The sequence below is a fragment of the Dolichospermum sp. UHCC 0260 genome (assembly GCF_009711985.1).
GTDB classification, from domain to species: Bacteria; Cyanobacteriota; Cyanobacteriia; order Cyanobacteriales; family Nostocaceae; genus Dolichospermum; species Dolichospermum lemmermannii.
The window spans coordinates 14,355-36,639 of record NZ_VIKZ01000019.1 but is presented as its reverse complement, the minus strand read 5'-3'; the positions used below and the strand labels follow the sequence as shown (position 1 = coordinate 36,639).

The following is a 22,285-nucleotide window of genomic DNA, read 5'->3' as shown; positions in this document are numbered from 1 at the left end:
AACTGACAAACATGACAATACCTTTACTAGAATACAAACCCAGTTCTCAAAACCAGCGCGTTTCTGGTTATGAAGTTCCCAACGAAGATACACCCACAATTTACCGCATCGAAGACTACGCCTTTGGTGGAGAAGTAGAAGAATTAATTTGGGCTGCTTATCGGCAACTTTTTAGCGAACACGTCATTCTCAAATTTTATCGCCAAGTTCATTTAGAATCCCAAGTAAAAAACAAAGCTATTACCGTCCGCGATTTTATCCGGGGTTTAGCTAAATCTGACGCTTTCCAAAGTTTGGTAATTCAGAGTAATTCTAATTACAGATTAGTAGAAATTGGGCTGAAACGGTTATTAGGTCGCGCACCTTACAACAACAAAGAAGAAATCGCTTGGTCAATTGTGATTGCTACCAAAGGTTGGGGTGGTTTTGTTGACGCTTTGCTCGATTCTGAAGAATATCAAAGCAACTTTGGGGAAAATATCGTTCCCTACCAAAGACGACGTTATAAGGATAGACCCTTTAATTTGGTAACACCACGATACAGCGATTACTGGCGCGACCAACTTGAAGAAGCTCGTTATAAATGGGGTGACATTAAAAACTTTTTGGATATGGCAAATTCCATTAAGATTAAAACAGTGACTTACACACCAGTTAGCACTGCCAATATCCAAATTCCTAACACTACCAAGGAAACGACATCAACAGGTATTCCTGTTTCTATTAGTCCTAGTGCTGGGTTTCCCGGACGCTAGATAGTTTTTTAACTAGCTGGGTAATCTCGGTTACAAAAGTGATAAAGTTTGTATTTTTTTAAGGATTTTAATTTTAGTTAGTTTGCTAAGTATTAGAGCATTTTGAAATGCCAAATTTACCAAAAGGCAGGTTCTTTAAAATGGCAATTCCTTTACTTGAATACAAACCTACAACTCAAAACCAAAGAGTTAGCAGCTTTGGTACGGCAGATATTAACGAGGACAATCCTTATATCTACCGCATTGAAAATGCTAACTCTGCCGGCGAAATTGAACAACTAATTTGGGCTGCTTATCGCCAAGTCTTCAACGAACAGGAGATTCTCAAATTTAACCGCCAAATTACCTTAGAAACTCAACTCAAAAATCGGTCAATTACGGTTAAAGACTTCATTCGTGGTTTGGTGAAATCAGAGCGATTTTATCAGCTAGTTGTGACACCAAATAACAACTATCGGTTGGTAGAAATGTTCCTGAAAAGGATCTTAGGTCGTTCTCCCTACAATGAGCAAGAAAAAATTGCCTGGTCAATTCAAATTGCTACTTTAGGTTGGGGAAAATTTGTGGATGTTTTGATTGATAGTAGTGAGTATGAACAAGCCTTTGGCGAGTATACCGTACCCTATCAACGCAAACGGATGACCACAGACCGCCCAATCAGTTTTACTCCCCGCTATGGTGCTGATTATCGTGACCGGGCAGGTATTGTCCAAAAATGGCCGTATCTTCGTCAATGGCGTGGAGGTTTCTACCCAGGCTCTGGGCAAAATGTTGATTTGGGGGCATTGTCTGCTGTATTACTGGTAATAACCGCAGGCATTACTTTCTTGTTGATTCTCAATTGGTTAGGAATTAGTGATATCTACTAGCCTTTTGAGGGGAAAATAAGTAAGTAATCCCGCCTCAGAATGAATTCTGAGTCTAATAGCAAAAGTCGTCTCAAGACGACTGAAAAAAAAGTTTATAGTCCGTTTTAACGGACTTTAGTTATTAGCCCTAAACTTCAGTTCTGGGCGGGGTATTTCTAGAACGAAATCTTTCTTTGTTTAATTTGATCATAAAAGGAGAAAATTAATATGGCATTGCCATTACTTCAATACAATCCAAGTAGTCAAAATCACCGGGTGGCCAGCTTTGGCGTTGCTGACCAAAATGAAGATACACCTTATATCTATCGGATTGAAGATGTTAGTTCTTACACTGACATGACAAACATCATTTGGGCTGCTTATCGCCAAGTTTTTAGCGAACATGAAATTCTCAAGTTTAACCGTCAAGTTACTTTAGAGTCTCAACTTAAAAACGGTTCTTTGTCAGTTCGTGACTTTATCCGGGGTTTAGCTAAATCTGAAGCTTTCTATCGTTTAGTTGTCTCTGTTAACAACAACTACCGTTTAGTAGACATCACCCTCAAGCGTTTATTGGGTCGTTGTGCTTACAATAAAAAAGAAGAAATTGCTTGGTCAATTGTTATTTGTAACAAGGGCTTTGGCGGCTTTGTTGATGTTTTATTAGACAGCGCAGAATACACCCAAAACTTTGGTGATAGTACCGTACCTTACCAACGCAAGCGGTTTGTAGATCGTCCTTTTAACTTGGTAACTCCTCGTTACGGTGCCGACTTCCAAGAAACAGCCGGTACAGTCAAAACCGACTGGCGCTTTACCTTGGAAAACTTCTACACTGCTAAGGCAAAAGCAAAGCGTTTAAAAGAAGGCGATCCTGCTAAATTTGCAGATATGGCTGCTTCTGTATCTGGTAAAGGTAACTATGCTCAAAAGTTATCTTCTTTTGACATTGATTACCTCAATGCTGTTCCTTACCGTGGTAAACGCTAGTACCGTAGAGCGGAATTAAAAATTAATAATTAAAAATTAAAAAGGCGGATATTACCAGCTTTTTAGTTATTTTTAATAGTTAGTTAACTTCCGCTGTTGGGTACTAAGTTGACCCAAAAATTTTCAATTTATAGGGTGCGTTAGGAAGATAATTCTTGACGCACTCTCAATTTTTTGCGCTGCTTCCCATAGTTTTTGCAAACAGGAATTTTTTTGCCTTTAAAGATGTACCTTGAGGTAGAATCTCCTATAACTCAATTAACTTGAAGTCCCAAATTTTTAAAACTGCGATCGCTATTTCTGGATCTATACCATCATAAGCCTCCCATTCAGACTGGGGATCTTTAGGATGCCCTTCACCTACGTAACCTGCAATTTTAATGATGGGAATATTCACTAAATAATCACGTTCCATACCTTTAGGGAGAGCTAATTTAATTCTGCGACCCACAAACTTAGATGCACTAGATTCAGCTACAGATTCCCGAACTAAACAAATATCACCAGCAGTCCCCCAAGTAGTTTGGTAAATGTGGAGAAACGATATATAACTTTCTGGTTTGATGGATCTTTTGAGAACTTGCATTATCTAATCCTTATCCTTGTTTTCGACAATTTTATGTAAACTCTACCTGCTATATTCCAATTTCCTGCTTTTGACAGAATAAAACAAGGGGTTTGCACCCCTTGAGAGAGTTTAAAAAGTGAACCGTATTAGTGATCTACGCAGGTGTAAACTGCAAAGATACACCGTTCATACAGTAACGGAGACCAGTTGGTTTTGGTCCATCATTAAAAACATGGCCTAAGTGTCCACCACAATTACTACAATGGACTTCAGTTCGGGTCATGAAAAATGTTCTATCTGTAGTAGTAGCGATCGCCCCCTCTATGGGTTTAAAAAAGCTTGGCCAGCCAGTACCACTATTAAACTTAGTATCAGCAGTAAACAAAGCTTGTCCACACCCAGCGCAGACATAAGTACCAGGTTCATATTGCTTATCGAGAGAACTGGTATGGGAGGGTTCTGTACCATGTTTCCGCAATACCCGAAACTGTTCTGGTGTGAGGATACTCTTCCATTCTTCCTCTGTTTTTGTCACTGTAAACTCTGGATTAGAAAGTGCCATAGATTCTGAACTCCAATTGATATAACGGGAAAAAAAGGCTGTACCGATTAAAACTGTACTGATTTGCAAAAAATGGCGTTTGTTCATTATTCTATTATTTGCTATTTTTTGCTTCCATGACCAAGAAACTCCCATAAATTTCTAAATCCTCCAGGAGAAATTGATGAAAATCACCTAAAAACGTCTTGCTTAGTGAAAAAGAATATGTAATACTAATTACCACGATGAGTTTCTCCAAACAGGTTTTTATTAATATTTGATAATTAAATGTCCAAATTGTACCTGTTCCATCAAAAATAATCAGTTATTCTTTAGTTGATCTTTACAACTACAAAACTAATGTGCCAACTGCTAGGAATGAATTGCAACGTACCGACAGACATTTGCTTTTCCTTTGAAGGTTTTTCTGCCAGGGGAGGAAAAACAGATGAACATAGCGACGGTTGGGGAATTGCTTTTTTTGAAGGCAAAGGATGTCGAATTTTTCTAGACGCTGAAGCCTCTATCGCGTCACCAATTGCCGATTTTATCCGTCAGTATCCCATTCATTCTACTCATGTAATTGCCCATATCCGCAAAGCTACTCAAGGCAAAATAGCCTTGGAAAACTGTCATCCTTTCCGTCGGGAACTGTGGGGAAGATATTGGGTATTTGCTCATAATGGTAATTTACCAGACTTTAACCCGGAAAATAATGGTATTTTTCAACCTGTGGGGACTACGGACAGCGAAAAAGCATTTTGCTTAATTCTCAATACTTTGCGATCGCATTTTCCTCAAGAACAACCACCGGTAAAGGAACTTTATCAGACATTACATGAAATTACCAAAGAAATAGCAGCCTTTGGATCTTTTAACTACATATTATCAGATGGTGAGCATTTTTTCACCTATTGCTCAACTAAACTTTGCTACATTATTAGACAAGCGCCTTTTGCTGCGGCTCATTTAATTGATGAAGAGATGACTGTAGATTTTAGTGAATTGACTACATCTAAAGATCGCGTGGCTGTGATTGTGACTACACCCCTAACTGATAACGAAGTTTGGACACAAATACAACCCGGAGAATTACTCATATTTCAGGATGGTTTACCCCTAAAATTTGCCTAATTCTTGACAACTATTTTATTAATAAGACAAAGCAAAATTCTGGAGATATTCATTTCTAGAACTTGTTAGTAAATGCTTATTTAATATTGTAAATATCTGCTCCTTTTTGATAGGTTTATTAATAAAATCAGTTACCCCAAATACCTTAGCCCGAACTCGATCAAAAGCTCCATCACTACTAGTTAATATAATAATTGGCACTTGGGAAAAAACAGAAGTCCGTCGTAATTGTTCTTACAGCAGATTTCGCTCTCATGAGGTACAAACTTGAATTATGAAACTCTTGTAGTGCGGGCATCTTGCCCGCTGGATATGTACCTCATAACACCGGAAAGTGCTGTAAATCACGGTTGCAAAAATCCTGCATCGCTACAAAAACTTTGTCTACACCGTGACCCAAGAATATATGACAATCAATCAAGAATTGCTATATTTAGCGTCTTCCCCGTTGAATTTTATCAAAAATCGCACCATCTGCAAAGAATTTCTTCTGGACACCACTCCAACCGCCAAGATCAGCTACAGTGTAGAGTCGGGCAATATAGGGGAATTTATTTTTTACTTCTTTAGATACAGTTGAGTCAACTGGACGAAAACCAACTTTAGCAAATTCACGTTGTGCTTCTGGAGTGAAAAGGAACTTGACAAAAGCTTCAGAAACCTCACGATTTCCATGCTTATCAACATTTTTATCCACAACTGCAACGGGTGCATCTATAGAGATATTTACTGGAGGAATTATGTAAGAAGTATCTGTTTTGCCTTGCTGTGCAGCTAAAATGACTTCGTTTTCATAGTTTATTAATACATCACCCTGACCTTTTTTGTAAAAAGCATCACTTGCTTCTCGTGCATCCTTGGGTAATACAACCACATTCTTAAACACATCTGTTATAAACTTTAACGCCTGGGTATCATTTCCGCCATTCTTAACTACTGAACCCCATAAAGCGAGAAAATTCCATTTAGCCCCACCTGATGTCTTGGGATTTGCAGTAATAATTTTAACATCAGGCTTTGTTAAATCAGTCCAATTTTTGATATTTTTGGGATTACCAGCGCGAGTTTCCAGGATAACTACTCTTTTCCATTTTGCCACAAAATCGGGAATAATTTTTGAGTAAGCCGCTTTGGTGACTGCGTAAGTAACTAAGGTAAGTTCAACTTTTTTACCACTTTGACTCATTAGTTGCGTCTTTTGGGCTGTACCTGCAAATACAGGCAAAATAGTGCTTATATTTAAACCTGTTGCTAAGAATAAAGCCGGAAAAAACGGCTTTGTTATGGGAACAAATTTTGCGGTGTTGGCAAAATTATCTGTCATGGGATGTCCTAAAATTGGTTTGAATCTAATCTACGGTAACTCTGTAAAGATAACGTATTTAACCTCTAGAGAAAGAGCGTACCAGATGTCATAAATAAAATCAATAGTTTTTGCACTTAAAAACAACTATTTTCCCATCGGGTATTGTATGTATTAAATATTGCGAATATATTTTTCAGCTTTTAATGCCTATAAAGTTTATATGGCAAATCTTTTAACAGATTAAACTCTATATTTATTTTCAAATATTTATTTAAGTAAAGTATTAAAAGCTGAGAATTAGTTAAGTAATTTCCCGTCGTAGCTCCATAAAGATAATTAAAAATTGATACTTGTCATTGAAAGGCATTGTAATTTTTCTTGAAACTGGTAAAATCACCATATTCCCTATCGTCAATATGCAGTTTTTACTAGTTTTGATAACCGGATACCTGCAATAATGGTATTTTCATTAATTAACCGTAGTCTCACAGAAGGACAAAAGATGAATTTGTGGCAACAATTACGAAAACGACTACAACTGAGGTTTAGTCCAAATTCGCTCAAAGGCTTTGTATCACTTTTCTTAGTAGGGACAGTATTGAGTGTATCTCTTGCTGCTTGCTCTGGGACAAACACTGGTAATTTACCTAGTGCAACTACTGATACGGGTAAAAAACAGAATGTAGAATTAACCCTTGTATCCTTTGCTGTCACCAAAGCTGCTCACGCCGCTATTATTCCCAAATTTGTGGAAAAATGGCAAAAGGAACATAACCAAACTGTAGTATTTAAACAGAGCTATGGTGGTTCTGGTTCGCAAACTCGTGCGGTGGTTGATGGTTTAGAAGCAGATATTGTTCATCTAGCCCTGGCTTTAGATACGCAAAAAATTGAAAAAGCGGGATTAATTCAACCTGGGTGGGAGAAAGAATTTCCTAATAATGGTATTGTTTCTAAGTCTGTTGCAGCTTTAGTAACTCGTGAAGGCAACCCCAAAGGGATTAAGAATTGGGCTGATTTAGCCAAAGATAATGTTAAACTAATTACCGCAGATCCCAAAACTTCTGGGGTAGCGCGGTGGAATTTTCTCGCCCTTTGGAATTCAGTCATTAAAACTGGTGGAGATGAAACTAAAGCTATTGATTTTGTGACCAAAGTTTATAAAAATGTCCCTGTATTAACCAAAGATGCCCGTGAAGCTACAGACGCATTTTTTAAACAAGGTCAAGGTGATGCTTTGATTAACTATGAAAATGAAATTGTTTTGGCAAAAGACAAGGGTGAAAAAACAAATTACATTCTTCCTGATATAAATATCTCCATTGATAATCCTATTGCTGTTGTGGATAAAAATGTTGATAAACATGGTAATCGTGAAGTAGCAGAAGCTTTTGTTAAATATTTGTTTACCCCCGAAGCACAACGGGAATTTGCTAAAGTAGGATTTCGTCCTGTAGATGAAACAGTAGCTAAGATTAAAGAATTTGCTGACAAATATCCCCAAATAAAAACTTTAGGTACAGTTCAAGAATTAGGTGGTTGGGATGCTGTTCAGAAAAAGTTCTTTAATGATGGGGCAATTTTTGACCAAATTCAAGCTAAAAATAAACGGTAATTGGTAATTGGTGATTGGTAATTGGTAATTGGTGATTGGTGATTGGTAATTGGTAATTGGTAATTGGTGATTGGTGATTGGTAATTGGTAATTGGTAATTGACAACTAACAACTAACAACTGTACGGGCGAAGCATTTGGAGAACTATTTTTGGCAATGACCGATAATTTATCTTCCAAATGCTTCGCCCCTACTAACAACTGAAAACTGACAACTAACAAAATTATGACTGAATCTGCGGCTGTACAAACTCATATTAAACCTCCCATTTGGAAGGTATTTGTAGATAATTTGATTCATCTTCCTTGGACTTGGCGGATTACTTTGGGATATCTAACTGTGATGTTATTTATTCCCATTGTGGCCATGTTTCTCAAAGCTAGTACGGAATCTCCTGCGAAGTTTTGGGAAATTGCGACTAGTGAGTTAGCATTAGCAACCTATAATGTTACCTTTGTTACTTCATTATTTGCAGCTTTGCTGAATGGTGTGTTTGGAACTTTGATTGCTTGGGTCTTAGTGCGGTACGATTTTCCTTTAAAACGGATTATTGATGCCACTGTAGATTTACCCTTTGCTTTGCCAACTTCCGTAGCAGGTTTAACACTGGCAACAGTTTACAGTGAGAATGGTTGGTTGGGTTCATTGTTAGCACCAATGGGGATTAAGGTATCTTTTACTCGCTTGGGGGTAGGAGTGGCAATGATATTTATATCATTACCCTTTATAGTGAGAACTGTGCAACCTGTTCTGCAAGAAATGGAATCGGAAATTGAAGAAGCTGCTTGGAGTTTAGGTGCTTCTGAATGGCAAACTTTTTGGAAAGTGATTTTACCGCCTTTATTTCCGACAATTTTAACTGGTGTAGCTTTGGGTTTTTCCCGCGCAGTTGGGGAGTATGGTTCAACAGTAATTATTTCTTCTAATACACCCTATAAAGATTTGATTGCACCTGTGTTAATTTTCCAGCGATTGGAACAATATGACTATGCTGGTGCAACTGTAATTGGTGTGGTTTTATTAGGAATTTCTTTGGTAATGTTATTAGCAATTAATTTCTTACAAGCTTTGGCAAGAAGATATGACAATAGATAAAGTTAAAAGGCCAAAAAAACAGAGTTGGGTACCGGCAGTTTTAATTGGCGTGGCAATTTCCTACCTATTTCTGGTTCAATATATTCCAGCTATTAATGTTTTTTTTGAAGCTTTCAAAAAGGGAACTGGACCATTTTTATCTAACCTGGCAAAACCGGAATTTCTCCACGCAGCTTGGTTAACCCTGTTACTGGCTGCTATTTCTATCCCTGTGAATGCCGTATTTGGATTATGTGCGGCTTGGGCGATCGCTCGACATAAATTCCCTGGACGCGCTATAGTTCTCAGTATCATTGATTTGCCCTTTTCCATCTCCCCAGTCGTCGCTGGGCTAATGATAGTCTTATTGTACGGGAGACAGGGCTGGTTTGGTCCTTGGTTACAAGCCCATGATATTAAAATTGTCTTTGCTTTTCCAGGGATGCTTATGGCTACCGCTTTTGTGAGTATGCCTTTTGTGGCCAGAGAAGTAATTCCTGTCTTAGAAGAATTTGGCAAAGATCAGGAAGAAGCTGCCAGAACATTAGGTGCAAACGATTGGCAAACTTTTTGGCGGGTAACTTTACCGAGTATTCGTTGGGGGTTACTCTACGGTTTAATCTTGACAAATGCCAGAGCCATGGGTGAATTTGGTGCAGTTTCTGTGGTATCTGGTAACATTGCCAATACAACCCAGACTTTACCATTATTTGTGGAAGATGCTTACAAACAATATGAAACAGAAGCTGCTTTTTCTGCTGCTGTATTGTTAGCATTTCTGGCAGTTATCACCTTGATTCTGAAGGAAATCATAGAACGAAAAACCGAAATTAAAGAAGTTGAATAATGGCTAATAGGTAATTTCCAGACAACTATTAAATTACATCTTAGAGGTGGTTATGAGTAGTGAAAATACCCTGATAAACAAGCGAATTCGCGTCAGAATTCCGCAAGATCATCATCAAGAACCTGTAATTTCTCGCCTAGTTTCTGAATATGGCTTAACTGTGAATATCAAAGCCGCAATTCTCGGACAGGATGCTGTAGGTGATGGTTGGTTTGATTTAGATTTACAAGGAACAAATGGACAAATTCACAATGGGTTAACCTATTTACAAGAATTGAAATTGCAAGTTTGGGATGAAAATAGCATTAGTGATTGGTGAAAAAATTGTAGCTTAGGTTAAGCAACAGAGCCACAGGAGATGGAGGAGAATTATCGCTCAGTTGTATCAATATCCCCCCTAACTCCCGTTTTTAAGGGGGATTTAGGGGGATCTCAAGATTTTGGATACATGACCAAAGACTTTTCAAGCATCCTCTTAGACAAAACAATCTTAGTTATGTCCGCAATTTCTCAGATTCCTCACCTTTTTAAGAGGATGTTTGAAAAGTGGTATTCCGTAATTTTCATCACATTGCTACCCCCCTTAGTCCCCCTTGTAAAGGGGGGAAACAATAAAAATCCAGTTCCCTCCCCTTTACAAGGGGAGGGTTAGGGTGGGGTAAAAAATATTTGATACATCAACCATAACTTTTCAAACACCCTCTAAGCAATGGGAGATATCCACCTGTAAAAATAATCATCAATAAACTGCTTTTTTTTCAGACATAAATATCGAAATTATGTCCTAATTCTTAAATCAAACCACTTGATTTTCTCAAATTAATTAGTAAAAATATAAATAAGTCTAACATCTTGTAGGCTCTCTTGGTGACAACTTAACCTTATCCAATGTCCAGAGTCCGCTAACGCGGACTTTTTTATTTATCTTGATATTCTCTAGATTTTTATCTCAGGTTTTAACTTTTCAATTTTTTGAGTAAAGTATAATTCTTGATATTTAAGTTGTTGAGCTATTTCTAATCCTTTCTGAAATGCTGTTAATGCTTGTGTAGATTCTCGGCGTTCTAAATATAAGTCACCAATTTGGTCATAAGCTGACATTAAACCATAAGAATTGTTAGCTAATGTTTGTGTTTCTATGAGAATTTGGCTAGTTTGTAAAGCTGCATCTATCTGTTTTTGTGAACGATAAAAAGTAATTAATTTCTCTAGTGCTTCTCCAGCTTTAGCGTATTGTTCTAATTGCCATGCACCAGTATAAGCTGCTTGATAATTATCAAAAGCCTGTTGTTTTAAATTGGGATCTTTTTGAGCTAGAGATTCATAATTTGCAGCTATCGCTAATTTCAAAGCTGGAATTTGACTCAAATTTTGTTCACGAGTATAAACTTGGACTAATTTATTTAATATATCTATTGCTGCTTGTGGTTGTTTTCCTTGGGAATAGATATAAGCTAACTGTTGTAAATATCCTAATTCATTAGTTTTATCACCCTGATTAATTGCTAAATTTAACAGTTTTTGGTAAGTATTAGCAGCTTGGGGATAATCAAACCAACTTAAATGTAATTCTCCAATATTTTTTAAAGTCTCCATTTCTCCAGATGAATCTTGTTGTTGTTTTACTAAGATCAAAATTTGTTCATAAGCCAATATTCCCAATTTAGGAAACCGGATTTTTTGATAAGCTTTCCCCAGGGATTGCCATAATTGTAAATCGGTACTTTTTTGTTTTCCTATCTCGCTTTGAATTACTTGTAATCGCTGACTAATATATCGCACCTGTTCCCGTTCATTTTGATTCCAAGCGATTTCTCCCACTCTTGATAACGCTTCCACCTCAGACAATGTGCCTAAAAAGCGTCTCAATCGTAGTTCACGATTCCAAATCTCAAAGGCTTTCTTTTTATCTTCTCCTTGTAGTGTCACCTGTGCCTCTTGATTTAATCCATCTAAATCCGTCTTTAATTTTTGCAATTCTGTTAATGTTAATTCCCGTTTATCTGGTATATTTGGCAATATTGGGTCAGTTATAGTTATTTCTAAGGGACTAGGAGGGAACTTATCCAAATCTTCAATTTTTTTTTCTTTGGCTAATGTGTTAGAAATACATAAATGCCAGACAATGATAGTAGTAATGATGAAAATAAACCGCTGTCTCATGGTTAATTTACCTTTCTCACATTAATTAAACGCAGCATTGTAGATCAATAGAGGGCATAATTTAGGTTATAAGCAAATATCAAGTTTTACAAGTATTCTGATGCCAAATTTTCGGCTTTTTTCTTTCTTCCTCTTAAATCCTTATTCTTGAATATGAGTAAAATAATTCCCGCCATAAGTGTCAAAAACTTTAGTTTTTACTACAATAAGCAAAAAATTCTGGAAAATCTGTCAATGGATATTCCCCAAAATAAAATTATTGCCATTATGGGACCTAGTGGTTGCGGGAAATCTACTTTTTTGAAGTCTCTCAACCGCATGAGTGACTTAGAGGGAGAAGTCCAAACCCAAGGAAAAATCGAATTTTTTGGGCAAAATATTTATGAACGGCGGATTAATCTCAATCGTCTCCGTCGTCAAATTAGTACAATTTACTCCAAACCCAATCTTTTTCCCATGAGCAGTTATGATAACGTTGCTTACGGTGTAAAATTAATTGGCTGGCGACCAAAATCAGAATTAGATGAAATTGTCGAGTTAGCTCTTAAATCTGCGGATATTTGGGAAGAAGTCAAAAATAAGCTCTATAAACCAGCTTTGGAACTCTCTTGTGGACAACAACAAAGGTTGTGCATTGCTCGCGCTTTAGCCGTTAAACCTCAAGTTATTCTGATGGATGAGCTTTGTTGTGGACTTGATCCCATTACCACCACAAAAATTGAAGAACTAATTGAGTGTTTGCGTTCTGAACTGACAATTATATTTATCTCTCAAAACATCCAGCAAGTCTCTCGTCTCGCAGATTTTACAGCTTTATTTCAATACAATCAAAATCATGTTGGACAATTACGAGAATTTGCATCAACTAAAAAAGTTTTAGCTCAAGCCACAGATTATCGTATCCGCGATTACGCTGGTAGTTATTCCCGATAATTATAGCCTCTTCTCCCTGCCCCCTGTTCCCTACTTTAAAAATGAACGCAACAGGAAAAAACTAGCAATAGATTTAGCATCTACAGGTTCTCCTGTCAAAATGGCTTTTTCCAATTCTTCAGGAGTTAGTAATACTGTTTCTATGTCTTCATCTTCATCTTGTTCTGGTGGTGTTTCCAGCTTTTCTAAATCTCTAGCAATAAAAGCATAGATAATTTCATCGGAATAACCAGGAGCAAGAAAAAACTCTCCTAACTTATCCCACTGACGAGCATGATAACCAGTTTCTTCTTCAATTTCCCGTTTAACTGTTTCTAAAGGATCTTCATTGGGTTCTACAGTTCCCGCCGGAAATTCTAACAGTCTTCCCTGGACTGCAAACCGATATTGACGCACAAGTACAAGCTTACCTTCTGCGGTTATGGGTATAGCCAAAGCACCGCCGGGATGACGAATACATTCCCATTCCCCTTCAGATTTGTTGGGTAAACGCAAACGATTAACTTCAAAGTTAAATTTGCGTCCTTTATAAAATAAGTGTTGCTTCAGCAACTGTGGTAATTCTCTACCTAATGGCATAGTAAAATTCTACCGTCTGTGAATACAGAGAACGTATACGGGGGTTTTTTGTGGTTATCAGTTCTTTTTGGGTGGCAAAAATGGTAATTTTTTCACCCGCTACAATAAATGTACATCATTCGTGTCTATCTCTAGCAGTAAATCTCGAATTACTCTTTGAGATATAGGATCTATCCAATCTGGAGCAATTTCGACTAAAGGAACTAAAACAAAAGCTCGTTCAGTCATGCGGGGATGGGGAATTTGCAGGTTTGGCTGATGTAAAATTAAGTCATCATATAATAACAAATCTAAATCTAGGGTGCGTGGCCCCCAATGCTCCTGACGCTCACGCCCAAACTTTTGTTCAATTGTTAGTAGTTGTTCTAATAAAGTCTGTGGTGACATTTGCACAAGTAAGATCGCGCAACCATTTAAGTAATCAGGCTGAGTTGGTCCTATGGCTTTAGTGCGATACCAACTCGATTTGGCTTCTATAGTTATCCCGGATGTTTGAGCTAAAGCTTCTAAAGCTCCTGCTAAAATGCCTTGGGAATTGCCAATGTTACTACCGAGAGCGATCGCAGTTCTAGCCGCATTGTTTAGCATTCTATCGGACTCCTAGTTAATTGTTGAACTGAAGGGAGCAGGGAGACACAGGGAGGAAAATTCATGATGATTCTGTGATTTTTGGAGTTCTCTTATGCAAAAATTGCATGATTTAATTGTCATAAATGATATTAATATCAATAATATAGCTTTGTAGAAAACATATATTACCACTGAATTAAGTTAATGATTTATGAGGTATTATATGGGTTATTATATTAACGCAGAAATGTTGCGTTCAAACCAAACAGGAGAAACTGCTATTGCCATTAGGTAATCATCAACAAAATGACGAGTCCACAAATGAAAACTTACTACCGAGAATGCAGGTGAAGGCAAAGCAGTTAATCACCCAGATGACAACTCTATCATCGGGAATCTTGGGCAAAATTGCCAGCAGCGATAAACCCTTTTATCGTCGTTTTTGGTTTTGGGCTGGGTTAGGTGTTGGTAGTGGGATCATTGCTTTCCATTACACAATCTTAGAAATAGATAAAAATTTACCAGATCAGTCTGCACTCAGAGCATTGGTACGAGAGCAAACTCTGACAATTAAAGCTGGTGATGGTAGTGTTCTACAACAGCAGGGAGAAGCTACCAGAGAAGTGCTGAAAATAGAGCAAATACCAGATACTTTAAAAAAAGCTTTTATTGCTTCAGAAGACAGAAGATTTAATCAACACAATGGATTTGATCCCCAAGGAATTGCCAGAGCAGTTATCAATAATTTGCGATCGCAAAATATAGGAGAAGGTGGTAGTACCATCACCCAACAAGTAGCGCGAATTCTCTTCCTTAAACCAGAAAAAACCTTTTGGCGTAAACTCAAAGAAGTCCGGTTATCCCAAAAAATAGAGCGAGAATTGACTAAAGATCAGATTCTCGAACGTTATTTAAATCTCGTTTATTTAGGCTCTGGAGCTTACGGTGTCGGAGATGCGGCTTGGGTATACTTTAGTAAATCCGTAGATCAACTGACTTTATCAGAAATGGCCACCCTGGCTGGTTTAGCTCCTGCACCTAACGTCTATGGCCCCGATAAAAACCCCAAAATAGCTACAGAACGACGAAATTTGGTGTTACAGCGGATGCTAGAAGATGGCATAATTACACCGGAACAAAAACAAGCAGCTATACAAGAAGCATTAATAGTTAACAGCAGTTTACCCAAACGGTTACAAGTTAATTTTCCCTACTTTACTAGCTATGTTCAGAAAGAACTGCCCAAGTACCTGGGCGCTGATGTCTTAGCTAGTGGTGGTTTAGTAGTAGAAACAACCTTAAACCCCATTTCCCAACAAGCAGCAGAAGCCGCAGTTGCTAAAATATTAAAAAATGAAGGTCAGTGGCAAAACTTTAAACAAGCGGCCATGGTTGCCATAGATCCTCGGAGTGGGGAAATTCAGGCCATGGTAGGTGGTAAAGACTTTAGCAAAAACCAGTTTAATCGTGTAACTCAAGCCCAACGACAACCAGGATCGACTTTTAAGGGTTTCGTCTATGCTACAGCGATCGCTACTGGTAAAAGTCCCTACGATAGTTATTTAGATGAACCTTTATCAATAGATGGTTATGAGCCAAAAAATTCCCATAACAAATTCTCTGGTTGGTTAAATATCAGAGACGCTCTCACCAAATCTATCAATACAATTGCGGTAAAAGTCTTAATAGAAATAGGTTTTGAACCCACCATTAAACTTGCCCATGACATGGGCATTAAGTCAGAACTCAAACCTAACTATTCCTTGGCTCTTGGTTCTAATGAAGTCAATTTACTAGAATTAACCAACGCCTATGGTACATTTACCAACCAAGGAAATTATATAGAAGCTCATGGCATTCGGCGCATTCTCAACCGCGAAGGAGATGTCATTTGGTCAGCCAAATATGAATCTAAGCAAGTTTTAGATCCTGATACTAGCGCCATCATGACTTGGATGTTAAGAAATGTTGTCACCGATGGCACTGGTGCTGCGGCTCAATTAGATGATAGACAAGTTGCCGGCAAAACAGGTACTACTGATGAATCCCGTGATTTATGGTTTATTGGTTATATTCCTCAGTTAGTGGCTGGGGTGTGGTTAGGGAATGATGATAACACCCCTACCTATGGTAATAGTGGTAGTGCAGCTTATGCTTGGCATGAGTTTATGGAAAAAGCCGTAGAGGAAATGCCGGTAGAAAAATTTCCACCCCGACCTAATTTAGAAAATCGCAAAGGTACTATCAAAGCCCAACCTCTCAAACCGAAAAAAATTCTCCATAAATCGGTTGATGATTATGATCAAAAATCAGATGAGGGCAATACCGACAATTCTGATTCATCAACCAGACGCAGACGCAGAAGAACCAATAATCAGTCGGAAGATTCGGCAAATTCATCAGAACGTAGACCAAGACGGAAACGACGCTATAGTCAACAAAATAATGATCCACTGGCTTCCTCTAGCAGAAGACGAAGCAATCGCAGGGAAGAATCTAATAGCGACTCTACTCCTAAATCATCTCGTTCACGACGCAGGAGCAGCAAAGAATCAGGTCAGGTAAAGTCATCTTCCCCTGTAGAGAATAATTCTCAAGGATCTTCATCATCACAACCTTCCTGGAGGGAAAGACTCAAGCCCAATTCTTCACCGTAAAGATTTTTCCTAGGGTAGATGTAGGGGATTCGCTGAGTTTATACTTTATGAAGAACTGTAACCTACATTAGCCGAATATAATCATGAGTTATTTATTGCTCCAAGTCCCAGTGCTAGACACTGGAAATCACTTTCCCTTAGCGTTTACTTTGGTGTATGTGGTGGGTTTTATCGCTGCTGTCACCATCGGTTCAATTGCTTGGTACAACTCCAAACGTCCCCCCGGTTGGGAAAATAAAGATCGTCCCAACATTATCCCCAAGGTTGAAAAAGAGTAGGTAATAGGCAATAGGCAATAGGCAATAGGCAAGAAATATTCTCCCCTGCCTCCTGCCTCCCTAATTCTGTAGGTCAACCCAAAAACGGTAAAGCGTTTGAATTTGTTTGAGCAGTGTAGTGTAGGCTACTGGATTAGTTGCACTAGACTTGCTCAACTCTTCCAATTGGGAGAGGAGTACATTGAGGGTGGGGAATTACGCAAAACTGTTAAATCTTACAATCAGTATTGGTATTCACTCAGAATCCTGAGTTTTTCTTAAGCGCACCATGAAAAAACCATCCATATCCTGTTGATGAGGCCAGACTTTTAACCAACCAGGAGCAGTATCATTAAATAAATCAAAAGAGTGAGGTTCAATTTGCCAATGGGGATTTGCGGCTAAAAACTCCGTAATTACCTGTTCATTCTCCGCTGGATGCAGCGTACAAGTTGCGTAAACTAAAACACCACCAGCCTTGACAAAACCTGCATTATGTGATAGGAGTTCTTTTTGGAGTTGGGAAAGTTTTTGCACAGAATCTGGTGTTTGTCGCCAACGCGCATCAGCGTGACGGTGCATAGTTCCCAAACCGGAGCAAGGAGCATCAACTAATACACGGTCAGCAGAATCGTAGAATTGCGGTAAGTTGCGACTATCTCCTGCACAAATTTCGATAGATTGTAAATTTAGACGGTGGGCATTTTCTTTTAATTTGCGTAACCGGGAAGCAGTTTGATCACAAGCCCAAATTTTGCCTTTATCTCCCATTAATTCGGCAATATGGGTAGTTTTTCCCCCTGGTGCCGCACAAACATCAATCACTACATTCCCCGGCAGAGGGTCAAGCAAATGACCAACTAATTGAGCGCTACTATCTTGGACAGTCCACCAACCTTCATTAAAACCAGGTAGATTTTGAATTGCCCCGTTATGACCAATTAATCGTAAAGCTTGGGGTAAATGGGGAATGGGTTTGACTAAAACACCAGCAGATTCAAAAGCTGATTGTACCTCTTCTAAAGAACTGCGAAGAATATTTACCCGTAAATCAATTGTCGGGGTTTGATTCATCCAATTAGCGAGTTTTTCTGTTTCTTCAAAACCCAATTCTTTTAACCAAACTTCAATAATCCAATTAGGGAAACTGTGGAAAATACCTAATCTTTCGACCGGATTTTCCGGTAAATTTAGCGGTTCTGAAGATTTTTCTGCAAGTCGGAGATATTGACGTAATAAACCATTGACAAAACCAGTTAAACCAGGAAAACCATTTTCCTTTGCTAATTCAACAGTAGTATTTACAGCCGCAGAAGCGGGAATTCTTTCTTGATAACGCAGTTGGTAAAAACCCAAATGTAAAATGGTGCGGAGGTCTTTTGGCTGTTGCTGAATTTTCTTAGTAGCAAGTTGCTCAATGATAGCATCAAGGGTGCGTTGTCTTCTCACACTCCCATAAACTAATTCTGTCATTAACCGCCGATTATTGTCGGGTAACTTAAACTTTTGTAGCACTCTATCTAAAGCAACATCAGCATAAGCTCCTTTATGAACTTCTTTGAGAGCAATAAAAGCCACTTGACGGGGATTGGTCATGAAATTAACTTAAATTAAGTAAGTTGCAGGTTAGCTAAAAGGTTACAGGAATACAAGATATTTTTATCGCAATTACCAAACAAGATTGGAAGTATAAAAACGATAGTAAAACTTTATGTGGAAATTGGTTGTAAGTTGAAGAAAATATACCCAGATAGAGATAGTTTAGCACTTTCTTTAACATACCTCTAATGTCTGATGTTGGATTGAGTGACAGCAAAATCATTTTGATTTTGGTCATATTGCTTACAGATAAAAAATAGTAATCATCTAAAATCATTGAGTTCACTATTAATCAAAAAATTAGAATATTTGATCACCAAATATTAATTACATATTTAATTTATCGAATCTTTATTATTCCTAGATATCATTCCCTACTGTTTTCTCTATTATTTAATGGAAAGTCTTATAGATGTTTTAGTTTTATGCTCAGAATTACTTCATGGAATCTTCATCTTTTTTGACTGTAAATGACCAAGGAATTGCCCTCGCTGAAGTAGTTAAATATCTACAAATATCGGGTAAACTGGGGAATTTTATTGGTGATGTCTTGCGTCAGCACGTAATTGTACAAGAAATTAATACCAGAACAGATATTGAAATTAGTTCGGCATTAATTGAACAGACAATTATTGATTTTCGCTTAAAGAATCAACTAACTGATCCACAAAAATTTCAAGAATGGCTAATAAGTAATAGTACAGATTATACAACTTTTCATACATCTATTACCTTTAGCTTTCAATTAGAGAAACTCAAAGCATTAGTCACAGAATCAAAATTACCAGAATACTTTATTGAAAGGAAGATTTACTTAGATAGAGTCATCCTTTCACGGATTCTAGTTGATAGTCGGGAATTAGCCGAAGAACTACAAACTCAAATTGAAGAAGGAAGTAGTTTTGAACAACTAGCAAAAGAGTATTCATTAGCAGATGAACGAGTATTCAATGGCATGATGGGACCAATTAGTCGGGGAACTATACCAGATGTATTACGTGCGGCTGTAGACGCAACCACCCCAGGAAAATTGATCAATCCCATAGACATAGAAGGACGTTTTGCCTTATTTAGATTAGAACAAATTCTCCCAGCATCTTTAGAAGATCCTCAATTACAACAATCACTAAAAAATGAGCTATTTGAGAAATGGCTAGGGGATAAAATTCAGGATCTTACAGTCAGAATTCAAGTAGATTAAAACATTTCAATAATCAATTTTAACTAATAAATGTGTTAAACAATTTACCCTGGAATGAACCGCCGCTATCCTGGCTAAATGCTGAAGAACAAAGCGAATTAAAACAGCAAGCGGAAATTCGTAATTACAAACTTGGCGAAAAAATTTGGTCACAAAAATTAGGTGGTGATGCCTTTGACGAGGGAAGTTATCAGTTCTTCATTGTCACTGGTAAAGTCCGGTTACGAGAAGAAGAAGAAAATAAAACTGTAGCTACTTTACAAACAGGAGATTGGTTTGGTAACTGTCAACAAATATTTGCTGATTGTAAAGCTATCGCTACCAGCAAGGAAGTAGTAGTAGTGTGTTGGAATTCGGCTTTATGGAAAAAGTTTGTCAATTCTCAAATTGATGAATTTTGGACAGATTCAATAGAGGTAGAGGAAACAGAAGCCATTTTACCAGTTGCTAATTCTCCCATTTCTCTACCTCCTTCCCCACCTTCTCCACCGATAATTTCCAATTATCCCTTTGTGGGAAGTGGGAATACAGGTGCAGCTTGTTTAACAATGGTGGCACAACATTTACAAAATCCTGTGCAATTAGAATGGGTACAACGCCAACTGCGGGGACAAAAACCCAAAAACCTGATAGAAGCTGCGGAAAAAGTAGGGTTAGTGTTGCGGAAATTGCAGGTTAGTTGGAGTGATTTACGCCAATTAACTTTTCCCGCTTTGTTGTTGTGGAATCAAAGTAATCAGGAAGGTAAAAATAACCAATTAAATTGGGTAGTAGCCTATGGAATCAAAGGCAATTATTTAATTATTGCTAATCCCCAAAATCCTGATTATAGTTGTGAACAATTACCGCAATCTGTAGTAGAAAATTGTTGGAATGGGACATTATGGCAAGCTGAATTAATTTCCCAACAAGAGAAATTTAATTTAGCTTGGTTTACTCCCGCAGTTTGGAAATATCGGGGTTTGTTAGGTGAGGTTTTAATAGCTTCATTTACCTTGCAATTATTGGGATTAGCGTCACCATTAATTACTCAAGTCATCATTGATAAAGTGATGGTACAGGAGAGTTTAGCCACCTTAGATGTGATGGCGATCGCTCTCTTGCTAGTGGCGACATTTGAATCTATTCTGGGTATGCTGCGGCTATTCATATTTACCCACACAGCCCGGCGTTTAGATTTGAGTTTATCCGCCCAACTTTTTCGCCATTTAATGCGTTTACCTTTAGCTTATTTTGAGTCGCGGAGAGTGGGCGATACAGTCGCTAGAGTCCAGGAATTAGAACAAATTCGCCAATTTCTCACAGGTACAGCCTTAACCGTCATTCTTGACAGTATCTTTGCTGTAGTTTACCTGGGATTGATGTTTTATTACAACATTCCCCTGACATTTGTAGCCTTAGCCGTATTACCATTATTTGCGACTTTAACCATCGTCACGACACCAATTTTGCGAAATTGGCTAAATGAAACCTTTAACCGCAGTGCGGACAGTCAATCATTTTTAGTCGAGACAATCACCGGCATTCATTCAGTTAAAGCTCATGCAGCCGAACCAATAGCAAGAGAACGCTGGGAAGGTTTATTTGCCCGGTTTATTCGTACCAGTTTTAAAGCCTCAACTACATCCAATATTAGTAGTAATATTGGTGACTTTCTGACTAACTTTTCCACCTTAATCATCCTGTGGGTTGGGGCAAAATTAGTAATTGATCATCAACTAACAATTGGTCAATTAATCGCCTTCCAAATGTTATCAGGAAGAGTGACCAGCCCACTATTACGGCTAGTGCAGTTATGGCAAAATCTCCAACAAGTTCTATTATCAGTAGATAGAATTGGTGATATTCTCAACGCTGCCCCAGAAACAGAAGCAGGAACAGGATTAGTATTACCACCCCTCAAAGGTGAAGTCAACTTTGATCAAGTTTTCTTTCGCTATAATGCCAACACCGAACCAGTATTAAAAGGAATTTCCTTTAATGTTGAACCCGGACAATTTGTAGGCATTGTTGGCAGAAGTGGTTCAGGAAAAAGTACCCTTTCCAAAATTATTCAACGACTTTATCAAATTGAATCAGGACGGATTCTAATTGATGGATTTGATATCAAAAGTGCTGACTTAGCATCCTTACGACAACAAATCGGTGTAGTTCTCCAAGAAGACTTTTTATTTAATGGTTCAATCTTAGAAAACATCACATTAGGAAATCCAGATATTACCTCTGAACAAGTTGTCGAAGCAGCCAGATTAGCAGTAGCCCATGACTTCATTAGTCAACTACCTTACGGTTATGAAAACAACGTAGGAGAAAGAGGAACAGCATTATCTGGAGGACAAAGACAACGCATAGCATTAGCCAGATTATTTCTAGCGTCTGCACCAATTCTCATATTAGATGAAGCCACCAGTGCCTTAGATAGTGAAACCGAACAACAAGTATTACAAAACCTCAAAAATGTTTCCTCTAACCGCACAGTATTCTTAATTGCCCACCGTTTTGCCCCCCTCAAACGAGCCGATTTAATATTAGTCATGGAAAAAGGAGTAATAGCCGAACGAGGAACACATTTAGAACTCTTAAAACAAAAAGGTTTGTACTGGTCACTTTATCAAAGACAACAAGCGAATATTTAAAGGAAACTCTTG

General features: G+C 38.0%; 22 protein-coding genes. 13 read left to right on the top strand and 9 right to left on the bottom strand.

All coding sequences use genetic code 11. The features are described 5' to 3' along the window. The first annotated feature begins 11 nt into the window (after positions 1–11). From FJR08_RS09610 to FJR08_RS09600, 3 genes are all read left to right on the top strand, one after another. Positions 12–755, top strand: a complete 744-nt coding sequence (locus FJR08_RS09610; protein ID WP_015079022.1) for a phycobilisome rod-core linker polypeptide — start codon at positions 12–14, stop codon at positions 753–755. Between the two features lie 140 nt (positions 756–895). After that, positions 896–1,624: a phycobilisome rod-core linker polypeptide gene (locus FJR08_RS09605; RefSeq protein WP_015079023.1), complete on the top strand. Its 729-nt coding sequence runs from the start codon at positions 896–898 to the stop codon at positions 1,622–1,624. A gap of 207 nt (positions 1,625–1,831) precedes the next feature. After that, positions 1,832–2,593 (top strand): phycobilisome rod-core linker polypeptide, encoded by a 762-nt coding sequence (locus tag FJR08_RS09600; protein ID WP_168633011.1) that lies wholly within the window; start codon positions 1,832–1,834, stop codon positions 2,591–2,593. 247 nt (positions 2,594–2,840) lie between these two features. Here FJR08_RS09600 and FJR08_RS09595 read toward each other — a convergent pair whose 3' ends face one another. Both FJR08_RS09595 and msrB read right to left on the bottom strand, forming a co-directional pair. After that, positions 2,841–3,179, bottom strand: a complete 339-nt coding sequence (locus tag FJR08_RS09595) for a hypothetical protein (RefSeq protein WP_015079025.1) — start codon at positions 3,177–3,179, stop codon at positions 2,841–2,843. 136 nt (positions 3,180–3,315) lie between these two features. Beyond that, positions 3,316–3,810 carry a peptide-methionine (R)-S-oxide reductase MsrB gene (msrB, locus tag FJR08_RS09590; protein ID WP_015079026.1) on the bottom strand — a complete coding sequence of 165 codons (495 nt, stop codon included), beginning with the start codon at positions 3,808–3,810 and terminating at the stop codon, positions 3,316–3,318. 252 nt (positions 3,811–4,062) lie between these two features. Between msrB and FJR08_RS09585 the strand changes: the two genes are divergently transcribed. Beyond that, entirely contained in the window at positions 4,063–4,836 is a 774-nt protein-coding gene (locus FJR08_RS09585; protein ID WP_168633010.1) for a class II glutamine amidotransferase, read from the top strand. A gap of 18 nt (positions 4,837–4,854) precedes the next feature. On the opposite strand, the gene FJR08_RS24130 is transcribed toward FJR08_RS09585, so the two are convergent. Continuing rightward, on the bottom strand, positions 4,855–5,037 hold the full coding sequence (locus FJR08_RS24130) for a hypothetical protein (RefSeq protein WP_371415550.1): 183 nt from the start codon (positions 5,035–5,037) through the stop codon (positions 4,855–4,857). Between the two features lie 232 nt (positions 5,038–5,269). Continuing rightward, entirely contained in the window at positions 5,270–6,160 is an 891-nt protein-coding gene (locus tag FJR08_RS09580) for a sulfate ABC transporter substrate-binding protein (protein ID WP_174783051.1), read from the bottom strand. A gap of 484 nt (positions 6,161–6,644) precedes the next feature. Here FJR08_RS09580 and FJR08_RS09575 point away from each other — a divergent pair, with 484 nt between their 5' ends. Further along, positions 6,645–7,757 (top strand): sulfate ABC transporter substrate-binding protein, encoded by a 1,113-nt coding sequence (locus tag FJR08_RS09575; RefSeq protein ID WP_168633040.1) that lies wholly within the window; start codon positions 6,645–6,647, stop codon positions 7,755–7,757. Here the strand turns inward: FJR08_RS09575 and FJR08_RS23580 are convergent. Next, positions 7,736–7,978: a hypothetical protein gene (locus tag FJR08_RS23580; RefSeq protein WP_174783050.1), complete on the bottom strand. Its 243-nt coding sequence runs from the start codon at positions 7,976–7,978 to the stop codon at positions 7,736–7,738. The genes FJR08_RS09575 and FJR08_RS23580 overlap by 22 nt on opposite strands. 4 nt (positions 7,979–7,982) lie before the next feature. Here FJR08_RS23580 and cysT point away from each other — a divergent pair, with 4 nt between their 5' ends. From cysT to FJR08_RS09555, 3 genes are read left to right on the top strand one after another with little or no spacing between them, the layout of a single operon-like run. After that, a complete protein-coding gene (gene cysT, locus FJR08_RS09565; protein ID WP_168633009.1) occupies positions 7,983–8,852 on the top strand; it encodes a sulfate ABC transporter permease subunit CysT in 870 nt (289 codons plus the stop codon). Next, entirely contained in the window at positions 8,839–9,678 is an 840-nt protein-coding gene (cysW, locus tag FJR08_RS09560; protein ID WP_015079031.1) for a sulfate ABC transporter permease subunit CysW, read from the top strand. Before cysT ends, cysW begins: the two co-directional genes overlap by 14 nt. 52 nt (positions 9,679–9,730) lie before the next feature. Continuing rightward, the gene (locus tag FJR08_RS09555) at positions 9,731–9,997 is read left to right on the top strand and encodes an NIL domain-containing protein (protein ID WP_148760713.1); all 267 of its coding nucleotides are present in this window, start codon (positions 9,731–9,733) and stop codon (positions 9,995–9,997) included. A 617-nt stretch (positions 9,998–10,614) separates the two neighbouring features. Here FJR08_RS09555 and FJR08_RS09550 read toward each other — a convergent pair. Then, positions 10,615–11,841 carry a lipopolysaccharide assembly protein LapB gene (locus FJR08_RS09550; protein WP_168633008.1) on the bottom strand — a complete coding sequence of 409 codons (1,227 nt, stop codon included), beginning with the start codon at positions 11,839–11,841 and terminating at the stop codon, positions 10,615–10,617. 153 nt (positions 11,842–11,994) lie between these two features. On the opposite strand from FJR08_RS09550, the gene FJR08_RS09545 reads away from it, so the two are divergent. Further along, positions 11,995–12,774 (top strand): phosphate ABC transporter ATP-binding protein, encoded by a 780-nt coding sequence (locus FJR08_RS09545; RefSeq protein ID WP_148760717.1) that lies wholly within the window; start codon positions 11,995–11,997, stop codon positions 12,772–12,774. A 30-nt stretch (positions 12,775–12,804) separates the two neighbouring features. Here the strand turns inward: FJR08_RS09545 and FJR08_RS09540 are convergent, their stop codons facing one another. Beyond that, the gene (locus FJR08_RS09540) at positions 12,805–13,353 is read right to left on the bottom strand and encodes an NUDIX hydrolase (protein WP_015079036.1); all 549 of its coding nucleotides are present in this window, start codon (positions 13,351–13,353) and stop codon (positions 12,805–12,807) included. Positions 13,354–13,452: 99 nt separating this feature from the next. Then, a complete protein-coding gene (gene folK, locus FJR08_RS09535; RefSeq protein ID WP_168633007.1) occupies positions 13,453–13,941 on the bottom strand; it encodes a 2-amino-4-hydroxy-6-hydroxymethyldihydropteridine diphosphokinase in 489 nt (162 codons plus the stop codon). A gap of 323 nt (positions 13,942–14,264) precedes the next feature. Between folK and FJR08_RS09530 the strand changes: the two genes are divergently transcribed. Both FJR08_RS09530 and psb35 read left to right on the top strand, forming a co-directional pair. Beyond that, positions 14,265–16,580: a transglycosylase domain-containing protein gene (locus FJR08_RS09530; RefSeq protein ID WP_174783053.1), complete on the top strand. Its 2,316-nt coding sequence runs from the start codon at positions 14,265–14,267 to the stop codon at positions 16,578–16,580. Between the two features lie 83 nt (positions 16,581–16,663). Then, positions 16,664–16,858 carry a photosystem II assembly protein Psb35 gene (gene psb35, locus FJR08_RS09525; protein WP_015079039.1) on the top strand — a complete coding sequence of 65 codons (195 nt, stop codon included), beginning with the start codon at positions 16,664–16,666 and terminating at the stop codon, positions 16,856–16,858. A 234-nt stretch (positions 16,859–17,092) separates the two neighbouring features. On the opposite strand, the gene FJR08_RS09515 is transcribed toward psb35, so the two are convergent. Continuing rightward, positions 17,093–18,433: a 16S rRNA (cytosine(967)-C(5))-methyltransferase gene (locus FJR08_RS09515; protein ID WP_168633006.1), complete on the bottom strand. Its 1,341-nt coding sequence runs from the start codon at positions 18,431–18,433 to the stop codon at positions 17,093–17,095. A gap of 445 nt (positions 18,434–18,878) precedes the next feature. Here FJR08_RS09515 and FJR08_RS09510 point away from each other — a divergent pair, with 445 nt between their 5' ends. Both FJR08_RS09510 and FJR08_RS09505 read left to right on the top strand, forming a co-directional pair. Further along, complete coding sequence (locus FJR08_RS09510; protein WP_015079041.1) at positions 18,879–19,637, top strand: peptidylprolyl isomerase; 759 nt, start codon at positions 18,879–18,881, stop codon at positions 19,635–19,637. A gap of 32 nt (positions 19,638–19,669) precedes the next feature. Next, the gene (locus FJR08_RS09505) at positions 19,670–22,273 is read left to right on the top strand and encodes a type I secretion system permease/ATPase (RefSeq protein ID WP_168633005.1); all 2,604 of its coding nucleotides are present in this window, start codon (positions 19,670–19,672) and stop codon (positions 22,271–22,273) included. Positions 22,274–22,285: the final 12 nt, after the last annotated feature.

Bases quoted from the DNA above. Each gene is read 5' to 3' on its own strand.
- FJR08_RS09610 (WP_015079022.1), top strand. From the start codon at position 12: ATGACAATACCTTTACTAGAATACAAACCCAGTTCTCAAAACCAGCGC.
- FJR08_RS09605 (WP_015079023.1), top strand. From the start codon at position 896: ATGGCAATTCCTTTACTTGAATACAAACCTACAACTCAAAACCAAAGA.
- FJR08_RS09600 (WP_168633011.1), top strand. From the start codon at position 1,832: ATGGCATTGCCATTACTTCAATACAATCCAAGTAGTCAAAATCACCGG.
- FJR08_RS09595 (WP_015079025.1), bottom strand. From the start codon at position 3,179: ATGCAAGTTCTCAAAAGATCCATCAAACCAGAAAGTTATATATCGTTT.
- msrB (WP_015079026.1), bottom strand. From the start codon at position 3,810: ATGAACAAACGCCATTTTTTGCAAATCAGTACAGTTTTAATCGGTACA.
- FJR08_RS09585 (WP_168633010.1), top strand. From the start codon at position 4,063: ATGTGCCAACTGCTAGGAATGAATTGCAACGTACCGACAGACATTTGC.
- FJR08_RS09580 (WP_174783051.1), bottom strand. From the start codon at position 6,160: ATGACAGATAATTTTGCCAACACCGCAAAATTTGTTCCCATAACAAAG.
- FJR08_RS09575 (WP_168633040.1), top strand. From the start codon at position 6,645: ATGAATTTGTGGCAACAATTACGAAAACGACTACAACTGAGGTTTAGT.
- cysT (WP_168633009.1), top strand. From the start codon at position 7,983: ATGACTGAATCTGCGGCTGTACAAACTCATATTAAACCTCCCATTTGG.
- cysW (WP_015079031.1), top strand. From the start codon at position 8,839: ATGACAATAGATAAAGTTAAAAGGCCAAAAAAACAGAGTTGGGTACCG.
- FJR08_RS09555 (WP_148760713.1), top strand. From the start codon at position 9,731: ATGAGTAGTGAAAATACCCTGATAAACAAGCGAATTCGCGTCAGAATT.
- FJR08_RS09550 (WP_168633008.1), bottom strand. From the start codon at position 11,841: ATGAGACAGCGGTTTATTTTCATCATTACTACTATCATTGTCTGGCAT.
- FJR08_RS09545 (WP_148760717.1), top strand. From the start codon at position 11,995: ATGAGTAAAATAATTCCCGCCATAAGTGTCAAAAACTTTAGTTTTTAC.
- FJR08_RS09540 (WP_015079036.1), bottom strand. From the start codon at position 13,353: ATGCCATTAGGTAGAGAATTACCACAGTTGCTGAAGCAACACTTATTT.
- folK (WP_168633007.1), bottom strand. From the start codon at position 13,941: ATGCTAAACAATGCGGCTAGAACTGCGATCGCTCTCGGTAGTAACATT.
- FJR08_RS09530 (WP_174783053.1), top strand. From the start codon at position 14,265: ATGCAGGTGAAGGCAAAGCAGTTAATCACCCAGATGACAACTCTATCA.
- psb35 (WP_015079039.1), top strand. From the start codon at position 16,664: ATGAGTTATTTATTGCTCCAAGTCCCAGTGCTAGACACTGGAAATCAC.
- FJR08_RS09515 (WP_168633006.1), bottom strand. From the start codon at position 18,433: ATGACCAATCCCCGTCAAGTGGCTTTTATTGCTCTCAAAGAAGTTCAT.
- FJR08_RS09510 (WP_015079041.1), top strand. From the start codon at position 18,879: ATGGAATCTTCATCTTTTTTGACTGTAAATGACCAAGGAATTGCCCTC.